Source organism: Arthrobacter sp. Leaf234 (assembly GCF_001422665.1).
In the GTDB taxonomy this organism is placed as follows: Bacteria; Actinomycetota; Actinomycetes; order Actinomycetales; family Micrococcaceae; genus Arthrobacter_D.
Map to the genome: position 1 here is coordinate 169,768 of NZ_LMLU01000001.1, position 16,699 is coordinate 186,466.

At 69.8% G+C, this 16,699-nt stretch carries 19 protein-coding genes; 4 read left to right on the plus strand and 15 right to left on the minus strand.

Annotated features, from left to right (window positions below):
* Positions 1 to 126 precede the first annotated feature (126 nt).
* Both ASF21_RS00720 and ASF21_RS00725 read right to left on the minus strand, forming a co-directional pair.
* Positions 127 to 1,173: a LacI family DNA-binding transcriptional regulator gene (locus tag ASF21_RS00720; protein WP_055765452.1), complete on the minus strand. Its 1,047-nt coding sequence runs from the start codon at positions 1,171 to 1,173 to the stop codon at positions 127 to 129.
* A gap of 4 nt (positions 1,174 to 1,177) precedes the next feature.
* Positions 1,178 to 1,984, minus strand: coding sequence for a carbon-nitrogen hydrolase family protein (locus ASF21_RS00725; RefSeq protein ID WP_055765455.1), 807 nt, complete (start codon positions 1,982 to 1,984; stop codon positions 1,178 to 1,180).
* Positions 1,985 to 2,061: 77 nt separating this feature from the next.
* Here ASF21_RS00725 and ASF21_RS00730 point away from each other — a divergent pair, with 77 nt between their 5' ends.
* Both ASF21_RS00730 and ASF21_RS00735 read left to right on the plus strand, forming a co-directional pair.
* A complete protein-coding gene (locus tag ASF21_RS00730; protein ID WP_235498556.1) occupies positions 2,062 to 2,568 on the plus strand; it encodes a DUF427 domain-containing protein in 507 nt (168 codons plus the stop codon).
* Positions 2,569 to 2,707: 139 nt separating this feature from the next.
* Positions 2,708 to 3,493, plus strand: coding sequence for a SurA N-terminal domain-containing protein (locus ASF21_RS00735; protein WP_055765459.1), 786 nt, complete (start codon positions 2,708 to 2,710; stop codon positions 3,491 to 3,493).
* An 82-nt stretch (positions 3,494 to 3,575) separates the two neighbouring features.
* On the opposite strand, the gene ASF21_RS00740 is transcribed toward ASF21_RS00735, so the two are convergent.
* Positions 3,576 to 4,865: an adenylosuccinate synthase gene (locus ASF21_RS00740; RefSeq protein ID WP_055768844.1), complete on the minus strand. Its 1,290-nt coding sequence runs from the start codon at positions 4,863 to 4,865 to the stop codon at positions 3,576 to 3,578.
* A gap of 226 nt (positions 4,866 to 5,091) precedes the next feature.
* On the opposite strand from ASF21_RS00740, the gene ASF21_RS00745 reads away from it, so the two are divergent.
* On the plus strand, positions 5,092 to 5,694 hold the full coding sequence (locus ASF21_RS00745) for a hypothetical protein (protein ID WP_055765462.1): 603 nt from the start codon (positions 5,092 to 5,094) through the stop codon (positions 5,692 to 5,694).
* Positions 5,695 to 5,761: 67 nt separating this feature from the next.
* Here the strand turns inward: ASF21_RS00745 and ASF21_RS00750 are convergent, their stop codons facing one another.
* The 7 genes from ASF21_RS00750 to ASF21_RS00780 form a co-directional block, all read right to left on the minus strand.
* Positions 5,762 to 6,625: an oxygenase MpaB family protein gene (locus ASF21_RS00750; RefSeq protein WP_055765464.1), complete on the minus strand. Its 864-nt coding sequence runs from the start codon at positions 6,623 to 6,625 to the stop codon at positions 5,762 to 5,764.
* Positions 6,622 to 6,873: a helix-turn-helix domain-containing protein gene (locus ASF21_RS00755; RefSeq protein ID WP_055765468.1), complete on the minus strand. Its 252-nt coding sequence runs from the start codon at positions 6,871 to 6,873 to the stop codon at positions 6,622 to 6,624. Before ASF21_RS00755 ends, ASF21_RS00750 begins: the two co-directional genes overlap by 4 nt.
* Complete coding sequence (locus tag ASF21_RS00760; protein WP_055765472.1) at positions 6,873 to 7,370, minus strand: DUF2975 domain-containing protein; 498 nt, start codon at positions 7,368 to 7,370, stop codon at positions 6,873 to 6,875. The genes ASF21_RS00755 and ASF21_RS00760 overlap by 1 nt, the downstream gene beginning before the upstream one ends.
* Before the next feature lie 150 nt (positions 7,371 to 7,520).
* A complete protein-coding gene (locus tag ASF21_RS00765; RefSeq protein ID WP_055768847.1) occupies positions 7,521 to 7,724 on the minus strand; it encodes a helix-turn-helix domain-containing protein in 204 nt (67 codons plus the stop codon).
* 241 nt (positions 7,725 to 7,965) lie between these two features.
* On the minus strand, positions 7,966 to 8,385 hold the full coding sequence (locus ASF21_RS00770; RefSeq protein ID WP_055765474.1) for a DUF3151 domain-containing protein: 420 nt from the start codon (positions 8,383 to 8,385) through the stop codon (positions 7,966 to 7,968).
* A gap of 3 nt (positions 8,386 to 8,388) precedes the next feature.
* On the minus strand, positions 8,389 to 9,408 hold the full coding sequence (gene fbaA, locus ASF21_RS00775; RefSeq protein ID WP_055765477.1) for a class II fructose-bisphosphate aldolase: 1,020 nt from the start codon (positions 9,406 to 9,408) through the stop codon (positions 8,389 to 8,391).
* Positions 9,409 to 9,497: 89 nt separating this feature from the next.
* Positions 9,498 to 10,169, minus strand: a complete 672-nt coding sequence (locus ASF21_RS00780; protein WP_055768849.1) for a TrmH family RNA methyltransferase — start codon at positions 10,167 to 10,169, stop codon at positions 9,498 to 9,500.
* A gap of 79 nt (positions 10,170 to 10,248) precedes the next feature.
* Here ASF21_RS00780 and ASF21_RS00785 point away from each other — a divergent pair, with 79 nt between their 5' ends.
* The gene (locus ASF21_RS00785; RefSeq protein ID WP_055765482.1) at positions 10,249 to 11,028 is read left to right on the plus strand and encodes an HAD-IIA family hydrolase; all 780 of its coding nucleotides are present in this window, start codon (positions 10,249 to 10,251) and stop codon (positions 11,026 to 11,028) included.
* A gap of 26 nt (positions 11,029 to 11,054) precedes the next feature.
* Here ASF21_RS00785 and ASF21_RS00790 read toward each other — a convergent pair whose 3' ends face one another.
* The 5 genes from ASF21_RS00790 to ASF21_RS00810 form a co-directional block, all read right to left on the minus strand.
* Positions 11,055 to 12,050 (minus strand): alpha/beta fold hydrolase, encoded by a 996-nt coding sequence (locus ASF21_RS00790; RefSeq protein ID WP_055765484.1) that lies wholly within the window; start codon positions 12,048 to 12,050, stop codon positions 11,055 to 11,057.
* 38 nt (positions 12,051 to 12,088) lie between these two features.
* Complete coding sequence (gene pyrE, locus ASF21_RS00795; RefSeq protein ID WP_055765488.1) at positions 12,089 to 12,664, minus strand: orotate phosphoribosyltransferase; 576 nt, start codon at positions 12,662 to 12,664, stop codon at positions 12,089 to 12,091.
* 60 nt (positions 12,665 to 12,724) lie between these two features.
* Positions 12,725 to 13,933 carry an ROK family transcriptional regulator gene (locus ASF21_RS00800; protein ID WP_055765490.1) on the minus strand — a complete coding sequence of 403 codons (1,209 nt, stop codon included), beginning with the start codon at positions 13,931 to 13,933 and terminating at the stop codon, positions 12,725 to 12,727.
* Positions 13,934 to 14,018: 85 nt separating this feature from the next.
* Positions 14,019 to 15,104, minus strand: coding sequence for an ABC transporter permease (locus ASF21_RS00805; RefSeq protein WP_055765493.1), 1,086 nt, complete (start codon positions 15,102 to 15,104; stop codon positions 14,019 to 14,021).
* Positions 15,101 to 16,621 (minus strand): sugar ABC transporter ATP-binding protein, encoded by a 1,521-nt coding sequence (locus ASF21_RS00810; RefSeq protein ID WP_157365691.1) that lies wholly within the window; start codon positions 16,619 to 16,621, stop codon positions 15,101 to 15,103. Before ASF21_RS00810 ends, ASF21_RS00805 begins: the two co-directional genes overlap by 4 nt.
* Positions 16,622 to 16,699 lie beyond the last annotated feature (78 nt).

Genomic DNA, 16,699 nt, shown 5'->3' on the forward strand with positions numbered 1-16,699 from the left:
CGGCCGAGCTGTCGTCCCGCCCCGGAACCGGCCCGCGCGAGGGCAGCCGGAGCATGGTTCCACGAGCGAGGCGCCCGCACGCCCTGCGGGTGGGACGGCGCCTCGGGCGTCCCGGTGCCGCAGGGGTCAGGAGGGCGGACGCGCCGTCGAACCCCTCGGCACGAGTTCCGTGCGGACCTCGGGGGCGGCGTCCCCGCCCCGATGGGGCTCCGCCTCACCGATGAGCCCGAGCAGCCGCGCGACACACCGCCGGCCCAGCTCGGGGAAGTCCTGCCGCACCGTCGTGAGCGGTGGCTGGTAGTGGGCGGCCTCGGGGACGTCGTCGAACCCGACCACGCTCATGTCCTCCGGCACGCTCCGTCCCCCCTCACGCAGGGCATGGAGCAGGCCGAGGGCCATCTGGTCGTTCGATGAGAAGACCGCCGTCACGCCCCGGGAGGAGGCCCCGGCGAGCAGGGTGCGGCCGGCGCGGTAGCCGGAGTCGGCCGTCCAGGTACCCGCGAGGAGCGGCTCCGGGTCGAGGCCCGCGTCCCGCATCGCGCGGCGGTATCCGCGGATGCGCGCCTCCGTCTCGAGCCACCCGTCTGGCCCGGCGACGTGCGCTATCCGCCGGTGGCCGAGGTCGATGAGGTGCCGCGTGGCGAGCGCCGCCCCGCCCGACTGGTCGACCGAGAGCCGGTGGTCGTCGTGGCCCTGCGCGGAGTGCACCGTCACGAAGGGCAGGGTGATGGACAGGTGCTCGATCTCCGCCAGCGTCCGGGTCTGCGGCGCGAGGATGATGAGGCCGTCCACCCCGTGCGCGAGCAGGCGGTCGAGGGCGGACCGGATGGAACCGTCGTCGACGTCGTCGAGGTGTGCCACGTCCACCCCGTACCCCGCCTCCCGGGCCGCGCTGTCGATCGCCTGGAGGCTGGCTGCGGGCCCGTACTCGAAGCCCTTGCTCACGAGCACACCGATGGTGGTGGAGCGGCTCGTCACCAGCGCGCGGGCAGCACGGTTGGGCCGGAAGCTCAGCTCCTCCATGGCCGCGAGCACGCGGTCACGCGTCTCGGCGCGGAGGCTCGGGTGACCGTTGAGGACCCGCGACACCGTCTGGTGCGAGACCCCGGCGAGTCGGGCGACGTCGCGGATGTTCGGGGCTCGCGGCGGCGCCGGGCCGTCCGAAGCCGTCACCGCGTCAGTGGGAGTCGACAATGGTGTCGTTCCGGGCGAAGCGCCTGTTGCGGAGTACCGGCAGGAACTCGCGGACGTCGTCGACCCGGCGGCGCGTGACCTCGGTGGTGACGACGCCGCGCTCCTCGTCCTCGAGGTACACCTGCGGGATGCCCATGGGATCGATGATGGCCGAGTGCCCGATGGTGTGGCCGCCGGAGGTACCCGCCGCCGCGACCCACAGCGTGTTCTCGATGGCCCGCGCCTTCAGCAGCGTCTCCCAGTGGTCGATCTTGTGCTCGCCCTTGAACCAGGCCGCCGGCACGCAGATGAGGTCCGCGCCGGCGTCGGCCAGGGCTCTCGCCTGCTCCGGGAAGCGGACGTCGTAGCAGGTCATCAGTCCCACCCGCACGCCCCCGAGCTCCGCGACCTTGATGCCGCCGTCGCCCGGCTTGATGCGCGTGGACTCCTGGTAGCTGAAGGCGTCGTAGAGGTGCAGCTTGCGGTAGGTGTCCACGATCCGCCCCGTGGCGTCGATGAGGACGAGCGTGTTGAACGGCCGCTCCTCGCCGCTGGACTCGTACCCGCCCGCGACCACCGCGATGGACTGCTCCGCCGCGAGGAAGGACAGCTGCTGGACGAAGGACGTCCAGTTCTCCTCCACCGCCTGCTGGAGCGAACCCTCGACCCTGCCGATCGAGAACATCGACTCCTCGGGGAAGACGATCAGTTCCGCGCCCTCGGATGTGGCCTCGGCGGCCAGCTCCCGCATGACCGCGAGGTTCGCCGTCGCCTCCCCGCCGGGTCTGAACTGGCCAACGCTGACTTTCATGCTGAACCTCACGTGTAGGCGGTATGGTGCGTCCAGCGTACAGACTCACGCCCAGCCTCCCGGAGTAGCCTCGTGGCATGAGGAACCCGATGAAGAACAAGCGCGTCACGCCCGGACCCGGCCAGGAGTCCGTCTGGGACTACCCGCGGCCCCCGCGCGTCGAGGCCTCGCCCGCCACCATCGAGGTCCGCTTCGGCGGGCAGGTGATCGTCCGGACCACCCGGGCGGTTCGGGTCCTCGAGACCAGCCACCCGCCCGTGTATTACCTGCCCCTGGACGACTTCGCACCCGGTGTGCTGGTCCCGGTCGAGGGCACCACGCACTGCGAGTTCAAGGGCGCGGCGAGCTACTTCGACGTGGTCGCCGGCAGTGCCCGGAACACCCGCGGCGCGTGGACCTACCCCGCCCCCGTTCCCGGGTACGGGGAGCTGTCCACCCGCGCCGCCATCTATCCGTCGCAGATGGACTCCTGCACGGTCGACGGAGAGACGGTGCAGGCGCAGGAGGGCGACTTCTACGGTGGCTGGATCACGGGGTCGATCGTCGGGCCGTTCAAGGGTGGCGCCGGCACCTGGGGCTGGTGATGCGGGAGCAGCGGCCCCAGGGACCCCCGCTCCGCCGCAGCCCTGCAACCAGCGGACCGCCGGCGCTCACGCCGCCGCCTGTCACCCGCGGTTGCTACAGTGGCACGCTGACCCGGACCACGAGGTGAGGACAAGGACCATGGCCTTCGGAGCCACAGCACGGAAGAGGCAGCTGCTCGCTGCCGTGTTCATCGGGGCGGCGGCAGTACTGACCGCCTGCAGCGGCGATGGCGGGACCGCGGACAGCGCCCCCGCGTCGAGCGCCGCGAGCGACCCGGCGACGGGCACCGCGGAATCGGCCCCTGCCCTGCCGGAGCCGGACCTCGAGGGCCTGCCCGACGTCGTCGCCGTGGTCAACGGGACCGAGATCAGCCGCGACACCTTCACCACCACGTACACGAGCCAGTTCCAGCAGGCCGCCGCCTCGGCCCAGGCCGGCGGGCAGGAACTCGATCAGGACCTGCTGAAGACCACCGTTGCGGACAACCTCGTGAGCACCGAGCTGCTCCGGCAGGAGGCGGACGCCCGGGGCATCGAGGCCACCGACGAGGCCCGCGCCGCGGCGATCAGCGACCTCCTGGAGACCAGCGGTCTGGGGTCCGAGGAGGAACTGCGCGCAGCCTTCGCGGAGCAGGGCCTCGACGAGGGCGCCTTCGACCAGCAGCTCTCGGACCAGGTGAAGCTGGACGCGCTGCTCGCCGAGGAGGCCGGCGACACCGCCCCCAGCGACCAGGAGATCCAGGACACCTACGATTCCGCCGTTGCGCAGCAGGAGGCCAGCGGCGAGACGAGCACGCCGATCCCCCCGCTGGAGGACGTGCGTGAGCAGATCGAGGAGCAGCTCTCCGGCGAGAAGCTGTCCACGGCGACGCAGACCCTGATCGCGCAGCTGCGCGAGGATGCGGACATCACCGTCAACCTGTGATCCATGCGCGATCGGAACGGCGACGGCACCCCGCAGCGCGGGGTGCCGTCCGTGTCTGCGGCCGGGTTCGGGCCGGCCGGGCTCAGTCGCCGATGAGGTCGTTGATCACGATGGTCTGGTCCCGGTCCGGCCCCACGCCGATCGCGGAGAACCGCGTGCCGGACAGCTTCTCGAGGGCCCGCACGTAGGTCTGCGCGTTGTCCGGCAGGTCCTCGATGGTCCGCGCTCCCGTGATGTCCTCGGTCCAGCCGTCGAAGTACTCGAAGATCGGCTTCGCGTGGTGGAAGTCGGTCTGCGTCATGGGCATCTCGTCGTGGCGCACACCGTCGACGTCGTACGCCACGCACACGGGGATGGTCTCGATGCCCGTGAGGACGTCGAGCTTCGTGACGAAGTAGTCGGTGAAGCCGTTGACCCGCGAGGCGTGGCGCGCCAGCACGGCGTCGTACCAGCCGCAACGGCGTGGACGCCCGGTGTTGACGCCGAACTCACCGCCGGTCTTCTGCAGGTACAGGCCCATCTCGTCGAAGAGTTCGGTCGGGAAGGGACCGGCGCCCACGCGCGTGGTGTACGCCTTGATGATGCCGATCGAGCGGGAGATGCGCGTGGGACCGATCCCGGATCCGACGGACGCGCCGCCCGCGGTGGGGTTCGACGACGTCACGAACGGGTAGGTGCCGTGGTCGACGTCGAGGAAGGTGGCCTGGCCGCCCTCCATGAGGACCACCTTGCCGGCGTCGAGCGCCTCGTTGAGCACGAAGGTGGAGTCGATGACGAGGGGCTTGAGCCGCTCGGCGAAGGACAGGAAGTACTCGACGACCTCCTCGACCTCGACGTCGCGGCGGTTGTAGACCTTCACCAGCAGCTCGTTCTTCTGCTTGAGGGAGCCCTCGACCTTCTGGCGGAGGATCGACTCGTCGAAGACGTCCTGCACCCGCAGGCCGAGCCGGGCCACCTTGTCCATGTAGGCCGGACCGATCCCGCGGCCCGTGGTGCCGATGGCGCGCTTGCCGAGGAAACGCTCGGTGACCTTGTCGAGCACCTGGTGGTACGGCGCCACGAGGTGGGCGTTGGCGGAGATGCGCAGCTTCGACGTGTCCGCCCCGCGGGCCTGGAGTCCGTCGATCTCGTCGAAGAGTGCCTCGAGGTTGATGACGCAGCCGTTGCCGATGATCGGGACGGCATTGGGGCTGAGGATGCCCGCGGGAAGGAGCTTCAGCTCGTACTTCTCGCCATTGACGACGACGGTGTGCCCGGCGTTGTTGCCGCCGTTCGGCTTCACGACGTAGTCGACCCGGCCGCCCAGCAGGTCAGTGGCCTTGCCCTTACCCTCGTCGCCCCACTGGGCGCCGACGATGACGATTGCTGGCATGGGATCCTCCCCCATTCGGTACGGGTCCTCCCCGCGCGACCGCGGTGGAGTTCGCCGTGCATCAGAACGCCCCAACCGGCCGCACGGAGCGCGGCCACTGGGGCTCTTACCGTCCGAGTTTAGCCGAGGCGCTCACGGGCCGTCGAAAGGCGTCGGGGATGACGGGGGCGGGACCGGCCGGTGTGACACCGGCGTCCACCCGCGCCGGGGCGTGGAGAATGGGCCCATGGACCGCTTCGAAGGACACATCGCCGGGATCGGCACCGCCTCGGGTACGCGACTGGTGATCGGGAGGTGGGACGCGTCTCCGTTCGGCGCCTTCACCGACGTCATGATGGAGGACTCGGCCGGCGTGCGCACCCTGCTCGCGCCGAGCCGGGAGATCGCTGACTACGTGGGGGCGACCTACACCTTCGACGACGTCGTCCTCCTCGAGATCGTCTCGTCGCTGGATTCGTCCCGCCTCCTCGTCGATGCCGGGGACCTGCAGGTCCAGGCCGAGGTCGGTCCGGTGACGCTGCTCGGGCGGCTGCTCGGCGTCCTCCCCTCGCGCCTGGCCACCCATCCCCGCTGGCTGGCACTGATCAACCCCGTGGCATCGCTCCTGGTCAAGGGGGTCGCGACGGCGGGCTCCGCGGGCAACGGCCGGACCGAGTACTACGGCGTGACATCCGCCCGCTCCCTCACGGGGGCGACGGCGTCCTGGCGCGGTTCGGACCTCGGCACGCTGGCCCCCGTCAGCCCGCCCGTCCGCTTCGGGTTCAGTTCGGCGCCACCGCGCCCCCAGCTGGTCACCGTGACGACGACGATCAGGCGCCCCGGGGCGTGACCTGCCAGGCCCGGCCCATCCGTCCGCGCCGCGCCGGGTCGCGGGGCGCCGCCACGGCCTCCCCCTGCTACCGGCCCATCCGATCGCGCGCCACCCGGTAGTGCGGCCAGTGGCGGAGCCGGTCCGGGAGCAGGGGCACGACGACGCGCGCGGCGCGCCGGATGACGGCGAACGCCAGCCGTTCCCGGCGTCGCCAGGGCAACCCGTAGGCCTGCCGCAGGGTCTCGGGGAGGACTCCCGCAGCCAGGACGGACGGGACGGGGCGCAGCGGCCGGGCGACGATCGGCGGTTCCGGCGCGAGGATCTGCCCGGCGATCAGCCGGGCGGTGGGGCCGACGTCGAGCACGTCGCGTACCTGCTCGTCGACGTAACGCTCGAGGCCCGGGTAGTCCTCGGGCAGGAGCGCCTCGGGAACCCCGAAGACCCGGCCCAGTTGCTTCATGTCGCGGTAGTAGTCCGTCCGCTCCCCGGGCCCGAGCGGGCGCAGGAACCCGTCCGTCACCTCGATCGCCGTCCAGACGAGAGTCGAGAAGACCCAGAGGGCCAGACCCGGATCGAAGGCACTGTAGGCGGTACCGGCGGGCATGGACGCGGCGTCGTCGGGCAGTGTGCCATGGACGGGACGGTGCTTCCCCGCGACCTCCCGTGCCGCGTCCCTGACCTGGCCGTGGTCCCCGAACGTGACGGTCAGGACGGCGTCGAGCGTCCCGCGCAGTCGTTGCAGCGGATCGGAGGCGAAGCCGCTGTGGGCGCGCACGCCCTCGGCGACGAGCGGGTGGGCCACCTGCAGCAGGAGGGCTGCCGGGCCGCCCGCCACGATCAGCCGCTCGCGGGCCACCCGCCAGGCCGTGGAGTCGGGACCGAAGAGGCCCGCATCGCCGGGCAGGCCGGGCGCCGGGGCCCCGGGGAAGAACCGGGCCAGGCCCTTCATGCAGGATCCTCGTCCGAGGGGACGCCGCCGGACGGGGAGTCGTCCTCGTCGGTCCACTCCAGCAGGTCGCCGGGCTGGCAGTCGAGCACCCTGCACATCGCTTCGAGCGTGCTGAAGCGGACGGCCTTCGCGCGGCCGTTCTTCAGCACGGCGACATTGGCGGGCGTGAGGCCGATGCGCTCGGCGAACTCCCCGACGCTCATCTTCCGGCGCGCGAGTTCGACGTCGATCCGCACGATGATCGCCATCAGATGACCTCGTCGAGTTCGGTGCGCAGCTGGCGTGCCTCGAGGTCGGTGCGGACGGCCTGCACGAGCAGCGCCCGCAGCACGAGGACGATCAGCGCCACCGCACCGATCATCACCGCCACGCCGCCGATGAGCAGGACGACGCCGGGGGCCACCGCCTCCCCGGGGGCGAGGGCCACGCCGAGTCCGAAGGCCAGCAGGCTCGCGGCGGTGAAGGCCCCGATCACGATGTCCACCAGGCGGAAGGCATCCGTCGAGAAGACCGTGCCGCGCCGCACCATGGTCAGCAGCCCCCACACGCAGACGACGGCGACCTGCAGGGCGAGGATGCCGAGCACCGTGAGGACGACCAGCGGTGTCCTGATGAGGGCCACGTCGGGGTCGGCGGTCGAGACGTCGAGGGTCAGCAACGAGAGCATCACGACCTGGATGACGACCGAACCGGCGAAGATGAGGCCCAGCACGATGCGCAGGGCCATGACGGTGATGTGGTGCATGACAGCTCCTTCTGCTGATGGTCAGCACAAAGCTATCGTTCATCGATCGATATCACAAGCCTAACGACAGACGGATCGTGCCCGGCACCCTTCGTGCCACCGCAGTCCATCAGGTCCTCTCCGGGGACGGGCCGGAGTGGGCCTCCACCCTCAGATCGAGTAGTCGGACCCGCGGTTCGTGGAGTCGATGTAGTCGCGCACCGCGCTCTGCGGCACCCGGTAGGACCTGCCGAACCTGATGCTCTGGATGGTCCCCGATTGCACCAGCCGGTAGACGGTCATCTTCGAGACCCGCATCATCGCCGCTACTTCCGCGACCGTGTACAACTGTCCCGTGGTCACACCTGTCGACATATCCAGCACCGCTCCCGATTCGCCTCACCACGCTCTGTGGAGCCTTTAACTCTGGCCGCACGCGTAACAGCTGCACAAGGAAATGCACTACTCGTTAATGGTTCCGGGCATCACGATTCGGAGTGTGTTAGGACCTGCTTGGCCCAGGACGCCGAGGACGCCGAGGACGCCCAGGGCGCCCGGACAGCAGGACGGGCGGGGGCTCGCGCCGCTCCGCCCGTCCTGAGATCCGTGGTCGCCGTCAGTTCGCGAGCTGGGCGCTCGCTTCCGGATCCGATTCCCTGAGGAACACCGCGATCCGCTCGGCCTCCTCGATCTCGCCGATCGACGCCGCGGCACGTCCCAGCGCGTACAGGGCCCGCAGGAAGCCACGGTTCGGTTCGTGCGAGTACGGGACGGGACCAGTACCCCGCCAGCCGTTGCGCCGCAGCGCGTCCAGCCCGCGGTGGTAGCCGGTGCGGGCGTAGGCGTAGGACTCGATGGTGCGCCCCTCGCCGTAGGCCTCGTCGGCGAGGATCGCCCAGACCAGCGACGACGTCGGGTGCCTGGCCGCGAGATCCACGGCCTCGTCACCTGCGGCGAGGCGCTCGACGACGTCGGTCTCCTCGGGCAGCAGCGTCGGCTCCGGACCCAGCAGGTTCCTGCGGAACTCGTCCGACACGGGTCAGAGCTTCTTTCCGGCGGACCCGAGCGACGTCGCGGCGGCCACGACGCGGGCCGCGAGGCCGGCCTCGGCCGAGGCGCCCCAGACGCGGGGGTCGTACGTCTTCTTGTTGCCGACCTCGCCGTCGACCTTGAGGACGCCGTCGTAGTTGCGCAGCATGTGGTCCGCGACAGGACGCGTGAAGGCGTACTGGGTGTCCGTGTCGATGTTCATCTTGATGACACCGTAGGAGACGGCGTCCGCGATCTCCTGGTCGGAGGAACCGGATCCGCCGTGGAAGACGAGGTCGAACGGCTTGTCCTTGCCGAGCTTCTGCCCCACCTGGTCCTGGATCTCCTTGAGGATCTCCGGCCGCAGCTTCACGCCGCCCGGCTTGTACACGCCGTGCACGTTGCCGAAGGTCAGCGCCGTGATGTAGCGGCCGTGCTCGCCTGCGCCGAGGGCATCGATGGTCGCGAGGGCGTCCTCGACCGTGGTGTAAAGCTTGTCGTTGATGGCGTGCTCGACGCCGTCCTCCTCGCCTCCCACGGTGCCGATCTCGACCTCGAGGATGATCTTCGCGGCGGCGGCACGGGGCAGGATCTCCCGGGCGATGCGCAGGTTCTCCTCGAGCGTCTCCGCGGAGCCGTCCCACATGTGCGAGTTGAAGATGGGGTCACGGCCGTTCTTCACGGCCTCCTCGGACGCGGCGAGCAGCGGCAGCACGAAGTCGTCCAGCTTGTCCTTGGGGCAGTGGTCGGTGTGCAGGGCGATGTTGACGTCGTACTTCCTGGCCACCTCCTTCGCGAAGGCGGCGAAGCCCAGCGAACCGGCGACCATGTCCTTGACGCTCGCGCCGGACCAGTAGGCGGCGCCGCCCGTCGAGACCTGCACGATGCCGTCCGAGCCGGCCTCGGCGAACCCGCGCATCGCGGCGTTCAGGGTCTGCGAGGAGGTCACGTTCACTGCCGGGAATGCGAACCCGCCCGCCTTCGCGCGGTCGATCATCTCGGCGTAAACATCAGGGGTTGCTATAGGCATGCTGAGGACTCCTTCGTGGTGGTGAGTGCTTGCCTCATCCTAGCGAGCGGGTCTTCCGGGCGCAGAAGAAGTCGGCCCGGACGGCCCGTTCAGGCGTGCTGGCCGAAGACATGGCGCCGCACCCAGCCGTGCATCGCGATGGCGGCCGCGGCGGAGGCGTTGATGGAGCGGGTCGAGCCGAACTGGGCGATCGACAGCGTCGCCTCCGCCGCCTCGTGCACCTCGGGCGTCAGGCCCGGGCCCTCCTGGCCGAAGACGAGGACGCAGCGCTCGGGCAGGTCGTACGTCTCGAGCGGCACCGAGTCGGGGAAGTTGTCGATCCCGATCACCGCGAGGCCCTCCCCTGCCGCCCAGGCGGTGAAGTCCGCGACCGTCGGGTGGTGCCGTACGTGCTGGTAGCGGTCCGTCACCATCGCCCCACGCCGGTTCCACCGTCGTCGTCCGATGATGTGCACCTCCTGCGCGAGGAAGGCATTGGCCGTGCGCACCACCGAGCCGATGTTGAGATCGTGCTGCCAGTTCTCGATGGCGACGTGGAAGCCGTGCCTGCGTCCGTCGAGGTCCGCGACGATGGCCTCGTGGGTCCAGTAGCGGTACCTGTCCACGACGTTCCGGGTGTCCCCCGCCGCCAGCAGCTCGCGGTCCCAGTGGTCGCCGTCGGGCCACGCGCCCGCCCAGGGACCGACCCCGACCGGAGGCGCACCGGGCGCGCCGTCCCGAGCCGCCGCCGGGTCGTCGTCGGTGCATCCGGGCTCAGGCAGGGTTTCTTCCACCGTCCCAGCGTAGACGGCGGCAAAGGTGGAAGACTGGCAGCGGACGGCCCACCCCGGAAGGACGAACATGCGCGAGAACGAACACATCGAGTGCTGGCTCACCGACATGGACGGGGTCCTGGTGCACGAGAACCACGCCATTCCCGGCGCGGCCGAACTGATCGACCGATGGGTCGCCACGTCCAAGCGGTTCCTGGTGCTGACGAACAACTCGATCTACACGCCTCGCGACCTCGCGGCCCGCCTGAAGGCATCGGGCCTCGAGATCCCCGAGGAGAACCTCTGGACGTCCGCGCTCGCCACCGCGCAGTTCCTGCGGGACCAGCTGCCGGGCGGCCGCGCCTACGTGATCGGTGAGGCCGGACTGACGACGGCGCTGCACGAGGCAGGCTTCGTCCTCACAGACACGAACCCGGACTACGTGGTGCTCGGCGAGACGCGCACGTACTCGTTCGAGGCGATCACCAAGGCCGTGCGCCTCATCCTCGACGGTGCACGGTTCATCGCGACCAATCCGGACGTCACCGGTCCGTCCAAGGAGGGCCCGCTCCCCGCGACGGGCGCGATCGCCGCGATGATCACGGCGGCGACGAGCCGCGACCCCTACATCGTCGGCAAGCCGAACCCCATGATGTTCCGCTCGGCGATGAACCAGATCGACGCGCACTCCGAGACCACGGCGATGATCGGCGACCGGATGGACACCGACATCATCGCGGGCATGGAGGCCGGGCTGCACACCGTCCTCGTCCTGAGCGGGATCACGCAACCGGCCGACATCGAGGCCTACCCCTTCCGCCCGGCGCAGATCGTCGACTCCGTCGCGGACCTCATCGACCAGGTCTGACCCGAGCGGACACGGTCGGACACGCCTCAGAAGTAGCGCTTCCACCCGCCGCCGCCGGGAGCCGGGACGTACGCGTCCTGCACCGCGGTGACGATCGACTGGTAGATACCGGGGTTCCACTGGGGGCTGGCGTGGGCCGGAAGCGCACCCCCGGTGACATAGTCCGTCGCCACCACGTTGTCGGGCAGTGCCCGCGCCCAGCCCGCCCGTGCCGTCGCGTAGTCGACGACGCCGTCGTCCGGGTTGCCGGCGAACACCACCTTCGTGTCCCCGAGGGACAGGCTGAAGCGCGAGACGTCGAAGTGGTAGATGTACGAGGACTCGGACTGGATGAGTTCGCTGCTGGGAGCCAGGGGCGAGACCTGCTCGAGGGTCTGGTCGACGATCTGGCTCCAGGTCCGCTCGTTCTTGTGGACGATCCGCTCGCCGAGCTCGTACGTGCCGCGCAGGCTGATCGGCACGCGGACACCGGCTTCGTACAGCAGCACCACGCCGTCGAACATGCGCTGGTCCCGCACGTCGAACCGGCTGGACGGGGAGGAATCGAGGAGGACCAGTTCCACGGGGATGCCGCGGTCCCGCAGGCGGGCGGCCACCTCGACCGCCACCATCCCGCCGAAGCTGTGGCCGTAGAAGTACAGCTTCTCGAGCCGGAAGTTGTCGACGTAGCGGTTCATGGTGGCGACCACGTTGTTGATGTCCAGGCCCCTGTTCGAGTACCCCATGACGGCCATCTGTGCACGCCGTGCCAGGGCCGGCCGGAGGGAGTTGAGGATCCAGAGCCCCTCCTCCCAGCTGGTCTTGTACCCGGGGAACAGCACCCAGCGGTCGTTCGGGAAGCGGGCGCGCGCCGCGTCGTCGTCGAGCGGCAGGATCCGCGTCTGCTCACGCTGGGACTGGATGACCCGCGTGAACGCGAGGTCGGTGCCGACCACAGCGGCGAGCGCCGAGCCGATGAGGAAGGACCGGCGGGAGGACTGGCGGAAGTCGCGGGCACGCTGCAGCGAGAGCGCGTCGTCCACCCGCCGCTCGACTCCGTCCGCGCTGCCGGAGGTGCCCGTCAGGCGAGGCCCAGCTCTTCCTTGCCGAAGGCGAAGAGGTAGGGCACCCCGGCCTCGGACTCGATCCGCTCCTTGGACCCCGTGGTCCTGTCCACGATCACGGCGACCGCCCGGACGTCACCGCCGGCACGGCGCACGCCCTCGACCGCGGTCAGGGCGGAACCGCCCGTGGTGGAGGTGTCCTCGAGGACGACGACGGGACGGCCGGACACGTCCGGCCCCTCGACCTGGCGGCCCATCCCGTGCGTCTTCTGGGTCTTGCGGACCACGAAGGCGTCGATGGGCCGGCCGGCCTGCGCGGCGGCGTGCATGACGGCGTTACCCACCGGATCGGCGCCCATGGTCAGACCGCCGGCAGCCTCGAACGCGATGCCGGCGTCGTCGAGCAGCGCGAGCATGACCCGGCCCACGAGCACCGACGCCTCGTGGTGGAGGGTGATCCGCCGGAGGTCGATGTAGTAGTCCGCCTCGACGCCGCTGGAGAGCGTCACGCGCTCGTGCACCACGGCGAGGTCCTTGATCAGCTCCAGGAGCCGGGAGCGGTCGGAGGTCTGCACGGAGGTCTCGGCGGTCATGCGGCCAGTCTATCGAGAGCGCGTGTCACGCTGCGCACGGGCCAGCGGCGATCGCTGGTCTCAGCCCGGGATCGTCTCCCCGAGGCCGAGGACCATGTCGTCGATCCGCTGGGGGGACATCGCGTCATGGATGGCCAGCATGCTCGCGCCCAGGACGCCCGCATCGATCCCGGAGGACGACTGCACGATCTGCAGGTGCTGCGTGGCGAGGGGGACCGTGCGCGAGTAGACGACCTCACGGATACCGGCGATGAAATGCTCGCCCGTGAGCGCCATCGACCCGCCGATGACGATGACCGACGGATTCATCAGGCTCACGCACGCCGAGAGGACCTCTCCCACATCACGACCGGCCTGGCGCACTGCATGGACCGCGTCCTTGTTCCCGCTTCCCACGAGACGGACGACATCCTCGGCAGTACGGGCGTCCAGCCCGAGCGCACGGAGCTTCGCGGCGACGGCCGGGCCGGAGGCGACGGCCTCGAGGCAGTCCAGGTTTCCGCAGTGGCAGGGGACGCCCGTGCCGTCGTGCACGCGGATGTGCCCGATATCGCCGGCGACACCGTCCGCCCCACGCTGCAGCATGCCGTTGGAGACGATGCCCGAGCCGATGCCCGTGGCGACCTTCACGTAGATCAGCTCACCGGTGTCCGGCCACGCCGCGTTCCGCTCCCCGACGGCCATGACGTTGACATCGTTGTCCACGAGGACCGGGACGTGGAAGTGGTCCTGCAGGTAGCCCGGGACGTCGAAGCGGTTCCAGCCGGGCATGATCGGCGGGTTGATGGGCATGCCCGTCCTGTGCTCCACGGGCCCCGGCACACCGACCCCGATCGCCAGCAGATCCGCGAGGTCGCGGTCCGAGTCCGCCAGCAGTTCGGAGGCCATCTCCACCACCGCATCGAGGACCGCGGTCGGGCCGATGGCCACCTCAATCGAACGAGCGGCTTCACGCAGCTGGTGACCCGTGAGGTCGGTCAGTGCCACGCGCAGGTGCGACGCCCCGATGTCCACACCCAGGACCACCTTGCTCCCCGCCTTGAGGGCGATCCGCGAGGACGGCCGCCCGCCCGTGGAGACGGCATCGTCGACGAAACCGACCAGGCCCAGCTCCATCAGGGATTCGATGCGCAGCGTCACCGTGGAGCGCGCGAGTCCCATCTGGGCGGCGAGCTCGGATCGGGTGCGGGGCCGTCCGTCGCGCAGGATCTGGAAGAGCTCGCTGGCTCCGGAGGAGCCGAGGCCGTTGAAGCTACTTACGTCACGCATCGACTCATTACAGCATGGAAACCGACGGAACAAGGGTCGCCTGGGACGGTGCGTGATCCACCCCTGGTACGCCGCTCCACGGTGATCAGTTCGCCGCCGCCGCGTCCGTGCGGACCGCGTTCTTCAGGCGTCTGCGCGGCCCCTGCGCGGCGAATCGCTGCTGCAGGAGGACGGCCCCCACGAGGATGAGGGCCCGGGCCAGCGCCTGGATGGAGGTGTCGAGGTTGTTCTGGGTGAAGACGTTGATGAGGGTACTGAAGATCAGCACCCCGAGCACGGTGCCCATGATCGTGCCCCGGCCCCCGACGAGCAGGGTCCCGCCGACGACGACGGCGGCGATGACGTCGAGTTCGACGAGCAGCCCGTGCGTGGAGGTACCGGCCGTGGTGCGGCCGAGGTACATGATGCCGCCGATACCCGCCGTGAACCCCGCGAGGACGTAGAGGTACACCAGGTGGCGCCTCACCTTGATGCCGGCCAGCCGAGATGCCTCGAGGTTCCCGCCGATGGCGATGGTGCGCCGACCGAAGGTGGTGCGGTTCAGGAGGAACCAGCCGCCCGCGGCGACCACGGCGAAGATCCAGACCAGGATGGGGACGCCGAGCAGGTCGGCGCGCAGGACCTCGAGGAAGTCACGGTTGCTGACCACCTGCGTCCTTCGGCCCGAGATGAGCTCCGCGAGGCCACGTGCACCGATGAGCATCGCCAGGGTGGCGATGAAGGCCACCACTTTGCCGTACGCGATCAGGACGCCGTTGACGAGCCCGGCAGCGGCACCGACGGCGAGGGCGACGATCACCATGAGGAGCCATGAGGACTGCGCGGCCGCCATCTGCACGCTGGTGAGGCTCGCCACGACCGTCGTCAGGCCGATCACCGACCCGACGGACAGGTCGATCCCGCCGGCGGTGATGACGAAGGTCACGCCGATGCTCACCACACCGATGATCGATGCGTACCGGAGGATCGTGAGCATGTTCTCGAGGTTCAGGAAGCGGTCCCCACTGGTGATCGCTCCCACGACGAGGAGCAGGGCGAGCGCGATGACCAGTCCGAGGTTGCGCCCTGCCGAACCCCGCAGGAAGGCGTGCAGCGGATTGGCCCGGCCGGGCCGTCCGTGCTCCGTCGCATCGGGGTTCGGCTCGGCCACCTTCGTGTTCTGCTCGCTCACGCGGCACTTCCCTTCATGATGAGGTCGAGCACGCCGTGCTCGTCCAGGTCGCTGGCATTCGTCTGGGTGAGGACCCTGCCGTCGTCGATGACGAGCACCGTGTCCGCGAGCCCCAGGACTTCTTCGATCTCACTCGAGATGACGATGATGGCGGTGCCGGCGACGGCGAGCGCACGGATGAGCTCGTAGATCTCGGCCCTCGCTCCGACGTCGACGCCGCGCGTCGGTTCGTCGAGCAGGAGCACCGAGGTGCCGTGCACGAGCCACCGGCCCAGCAGGATCTTCTGCTGATTGCCGCCGGAGAGAGTCCGGGCCGGGCGGTCGGGATCGGCGGGTCGCAGTTCCAGCGCCGCGATCTGCTCGCGTGCCGCCTGCCGCTCGGCCGCCTCGTCCAGATACCCGGCTCGGGCGAACCGCCCGAAGGTGGACAGCGTGACGTTCTTGAAGACGGGTTCGTCCAGGATGAGTCCCTGGCTCTTGCGCTCCTCCGGGGACAGACCGATACCGGCATCGACGGCCGCGGTGACGGAGCCCGGGCGAAGGACCTTCCCGTGGACGGTGACCGTCCCCGAGGACGCCTTGCGCGCTCCGTAGATGGTCTCGATGATCTCCGAGCGCTTCGAGCCCACCAGTCCGGCGAGCCCCAGGACCTCACCGGCGCTCAGGGTGAAGCTCAGCCTGTCGAAGTGGCCGTCGAGCTCGAGGTCCTCCACCGTCAGCACGACCGGCGCGTCAGCAGCCGGGGGCCGCCGCTCGGGGAACACGTTCTCGATGTCCCGGCCGGTCATGAGGCGGATCAGCTCGGCTCGCGGGGTGTCCCGGACGTCGAGGCCCGTCGCGGTGCTCCGACCGTCCTTGATGACGGAGATGCGATCACCGATCTGCCTGATCTCCTCCAGCCTGTGGGAGATGTAGACCACGGCGATCCCCTGCGTGGTGAGCTCACGCACCACCCGGAACAGATTGGCGACCTCGCCCGAGTCGAGGATGGCGCTCGGCTCGTCCATGATGATGAGCTTCGTGTCCCGCGACAGCGCGCGAGCCAGGCTGACGATCTGCTTGTTGGCCGCCGACAGCGCCCCGACTTCCGTCGACGGCGACAGCCGACCATGACCGAGACGGTCGAGCAGTGCCCGCGTCAGCGCGTGGGCCTTCCGGACGCGGAGCACTCCCCCGCTGGACACCTCGTGCCCGAGGAAGATGTTCTCGGCGATCGACAGTCCGTCGACCACATCGAGCTCCTGGTACATCGTGGCGATCCCGAGGGCGAGCGCCGCGGTCGGACCGGGCAGGGAGATCGCCTCGCCCTCCCAGTAGATCTGCCCGCCGTCGGGCTGATGGACACCGGACAGCGTCTTGATGAGCGTCGACTTGCCGGCACCGTTCTGGCCCATGACGCAGTGCACCTCCCCCCGGCGCACCTGCAGGTCCACCCCCTTGAGGGCCTGGACCCCGGCGAAGTGCTTGGTGATCCCGCGGACTTCCAGCAGGGGCAGGGACTGATCGTCATCGAACATGTGACGAAGATAACACGTTATGTCGATTATCGGTGGAAAGCCGTCGATTCCTTCCATGCTTCTGTTACTGTGAGGCAA

Excerpts from the sequence above, each read along its gene's own strand:
- ASF21_RS00725 (WP_055765455.1), bottom strand. The coding sequence starts at position 1,984 with ATGAAAGTCAGCGTTGGCCAGTTCAGACCCGGCGGGGAGGCGACGGCG.
- ASF21_RS00730 (WP_235498556.1), top strand. The coding sequence starts at position 2,062 with ATGAGGAACCCGATGAAGAACAAGCGCGTCACGCCCGGACCCGGCCAG.
- ASF21_RS00735 (WP_055765459.1), top strand. The coding sequence starts at position 2,708 with ATGGCCTTCGGAGCCACAGCACGGAAGAGGCAGCTGCTCGCTGCCGTG.
- ASF21_RS00740 (WP_055768844.1), bottom strand. The coding sequence starts at position 4,865 with ATGCCAGCAATCGTCATCGTCGGCGCCCAGTGGGGCGACGAGGGTAAG.
- ASF21_RS00745 (WP_055765462.1), top strand. The coding sequence starts at position 5,092 with ATGGACCGCTTCGAAGGACACATCGCCGGGATCGGCACCGCCTCGGGT.
- ASF21_RS00750 (WP_055765464.1), bottom strand. The coding sequence starts at position 6,625 with ATGAAGGGCCTGGCCCGGTTCTTCCCCGGGGCCCCGGCGCCCGGCCTG.
- ASF21_RS00755 (WP_055765468.1), bottom strand. The coding sequence starts at position 6,873 with ATGGCGATCATCGTGCGGATCGACGTCGAACTCGCGCGCCGGAAGATG.
- ASF21_RS00760 (WP_055765472.1), bottom strand. The coding sequence starts at position 7,370 with ATGCACCACATCACCGTCATGGCCCTGCGCATCGTGCTGGGCCTCATC.
- ASF21_RS00765 (WP_055768847.1), bottom strand. The coding sequence starts at position 7,724 with ATGTCGACAGGTGTGACCACGGGACAGTTGTACACGGTCGCGGAAGTA.
- fbaA (WP_055765477.1), bottom strand. The coding sequence starts at position 9,408 with ATGCCTATAGCAACCCCTGATGTTTACGCCGAGATGATCGACCGCGCG.
- ASF21_RS00785 (WP_055765482.1), top strand. The coding sequence starts at position 10,249 with ATGCGCGAGAACGAACACATCGAGTGCTGGCTCACCGACATGGACGGG.
- pyrE (WP_055765488.1), bottom strand. The coding sequence starts at position 12,664 with ATGACCGCCGAGACCTCCGTGCAGACCTCCGACCGCTCCCGGCTCCTG.
- ASF21_RS00800 (WP_055765490.1), bottom strand. The coding sequence starts at position 13,933 with ATGCGTGACGTAAGTAGCTTCAACGGCCTCGGCTCCTCCGGAGCCAGC.
- ASF21_RS00810 (WP_157365691.1), bottom strand. The coding sequence starts at position 16,621 with ATGTTCGATGACGATCAGTCCCTGCCCCTGCTGGAAGTCCGCGGGATC.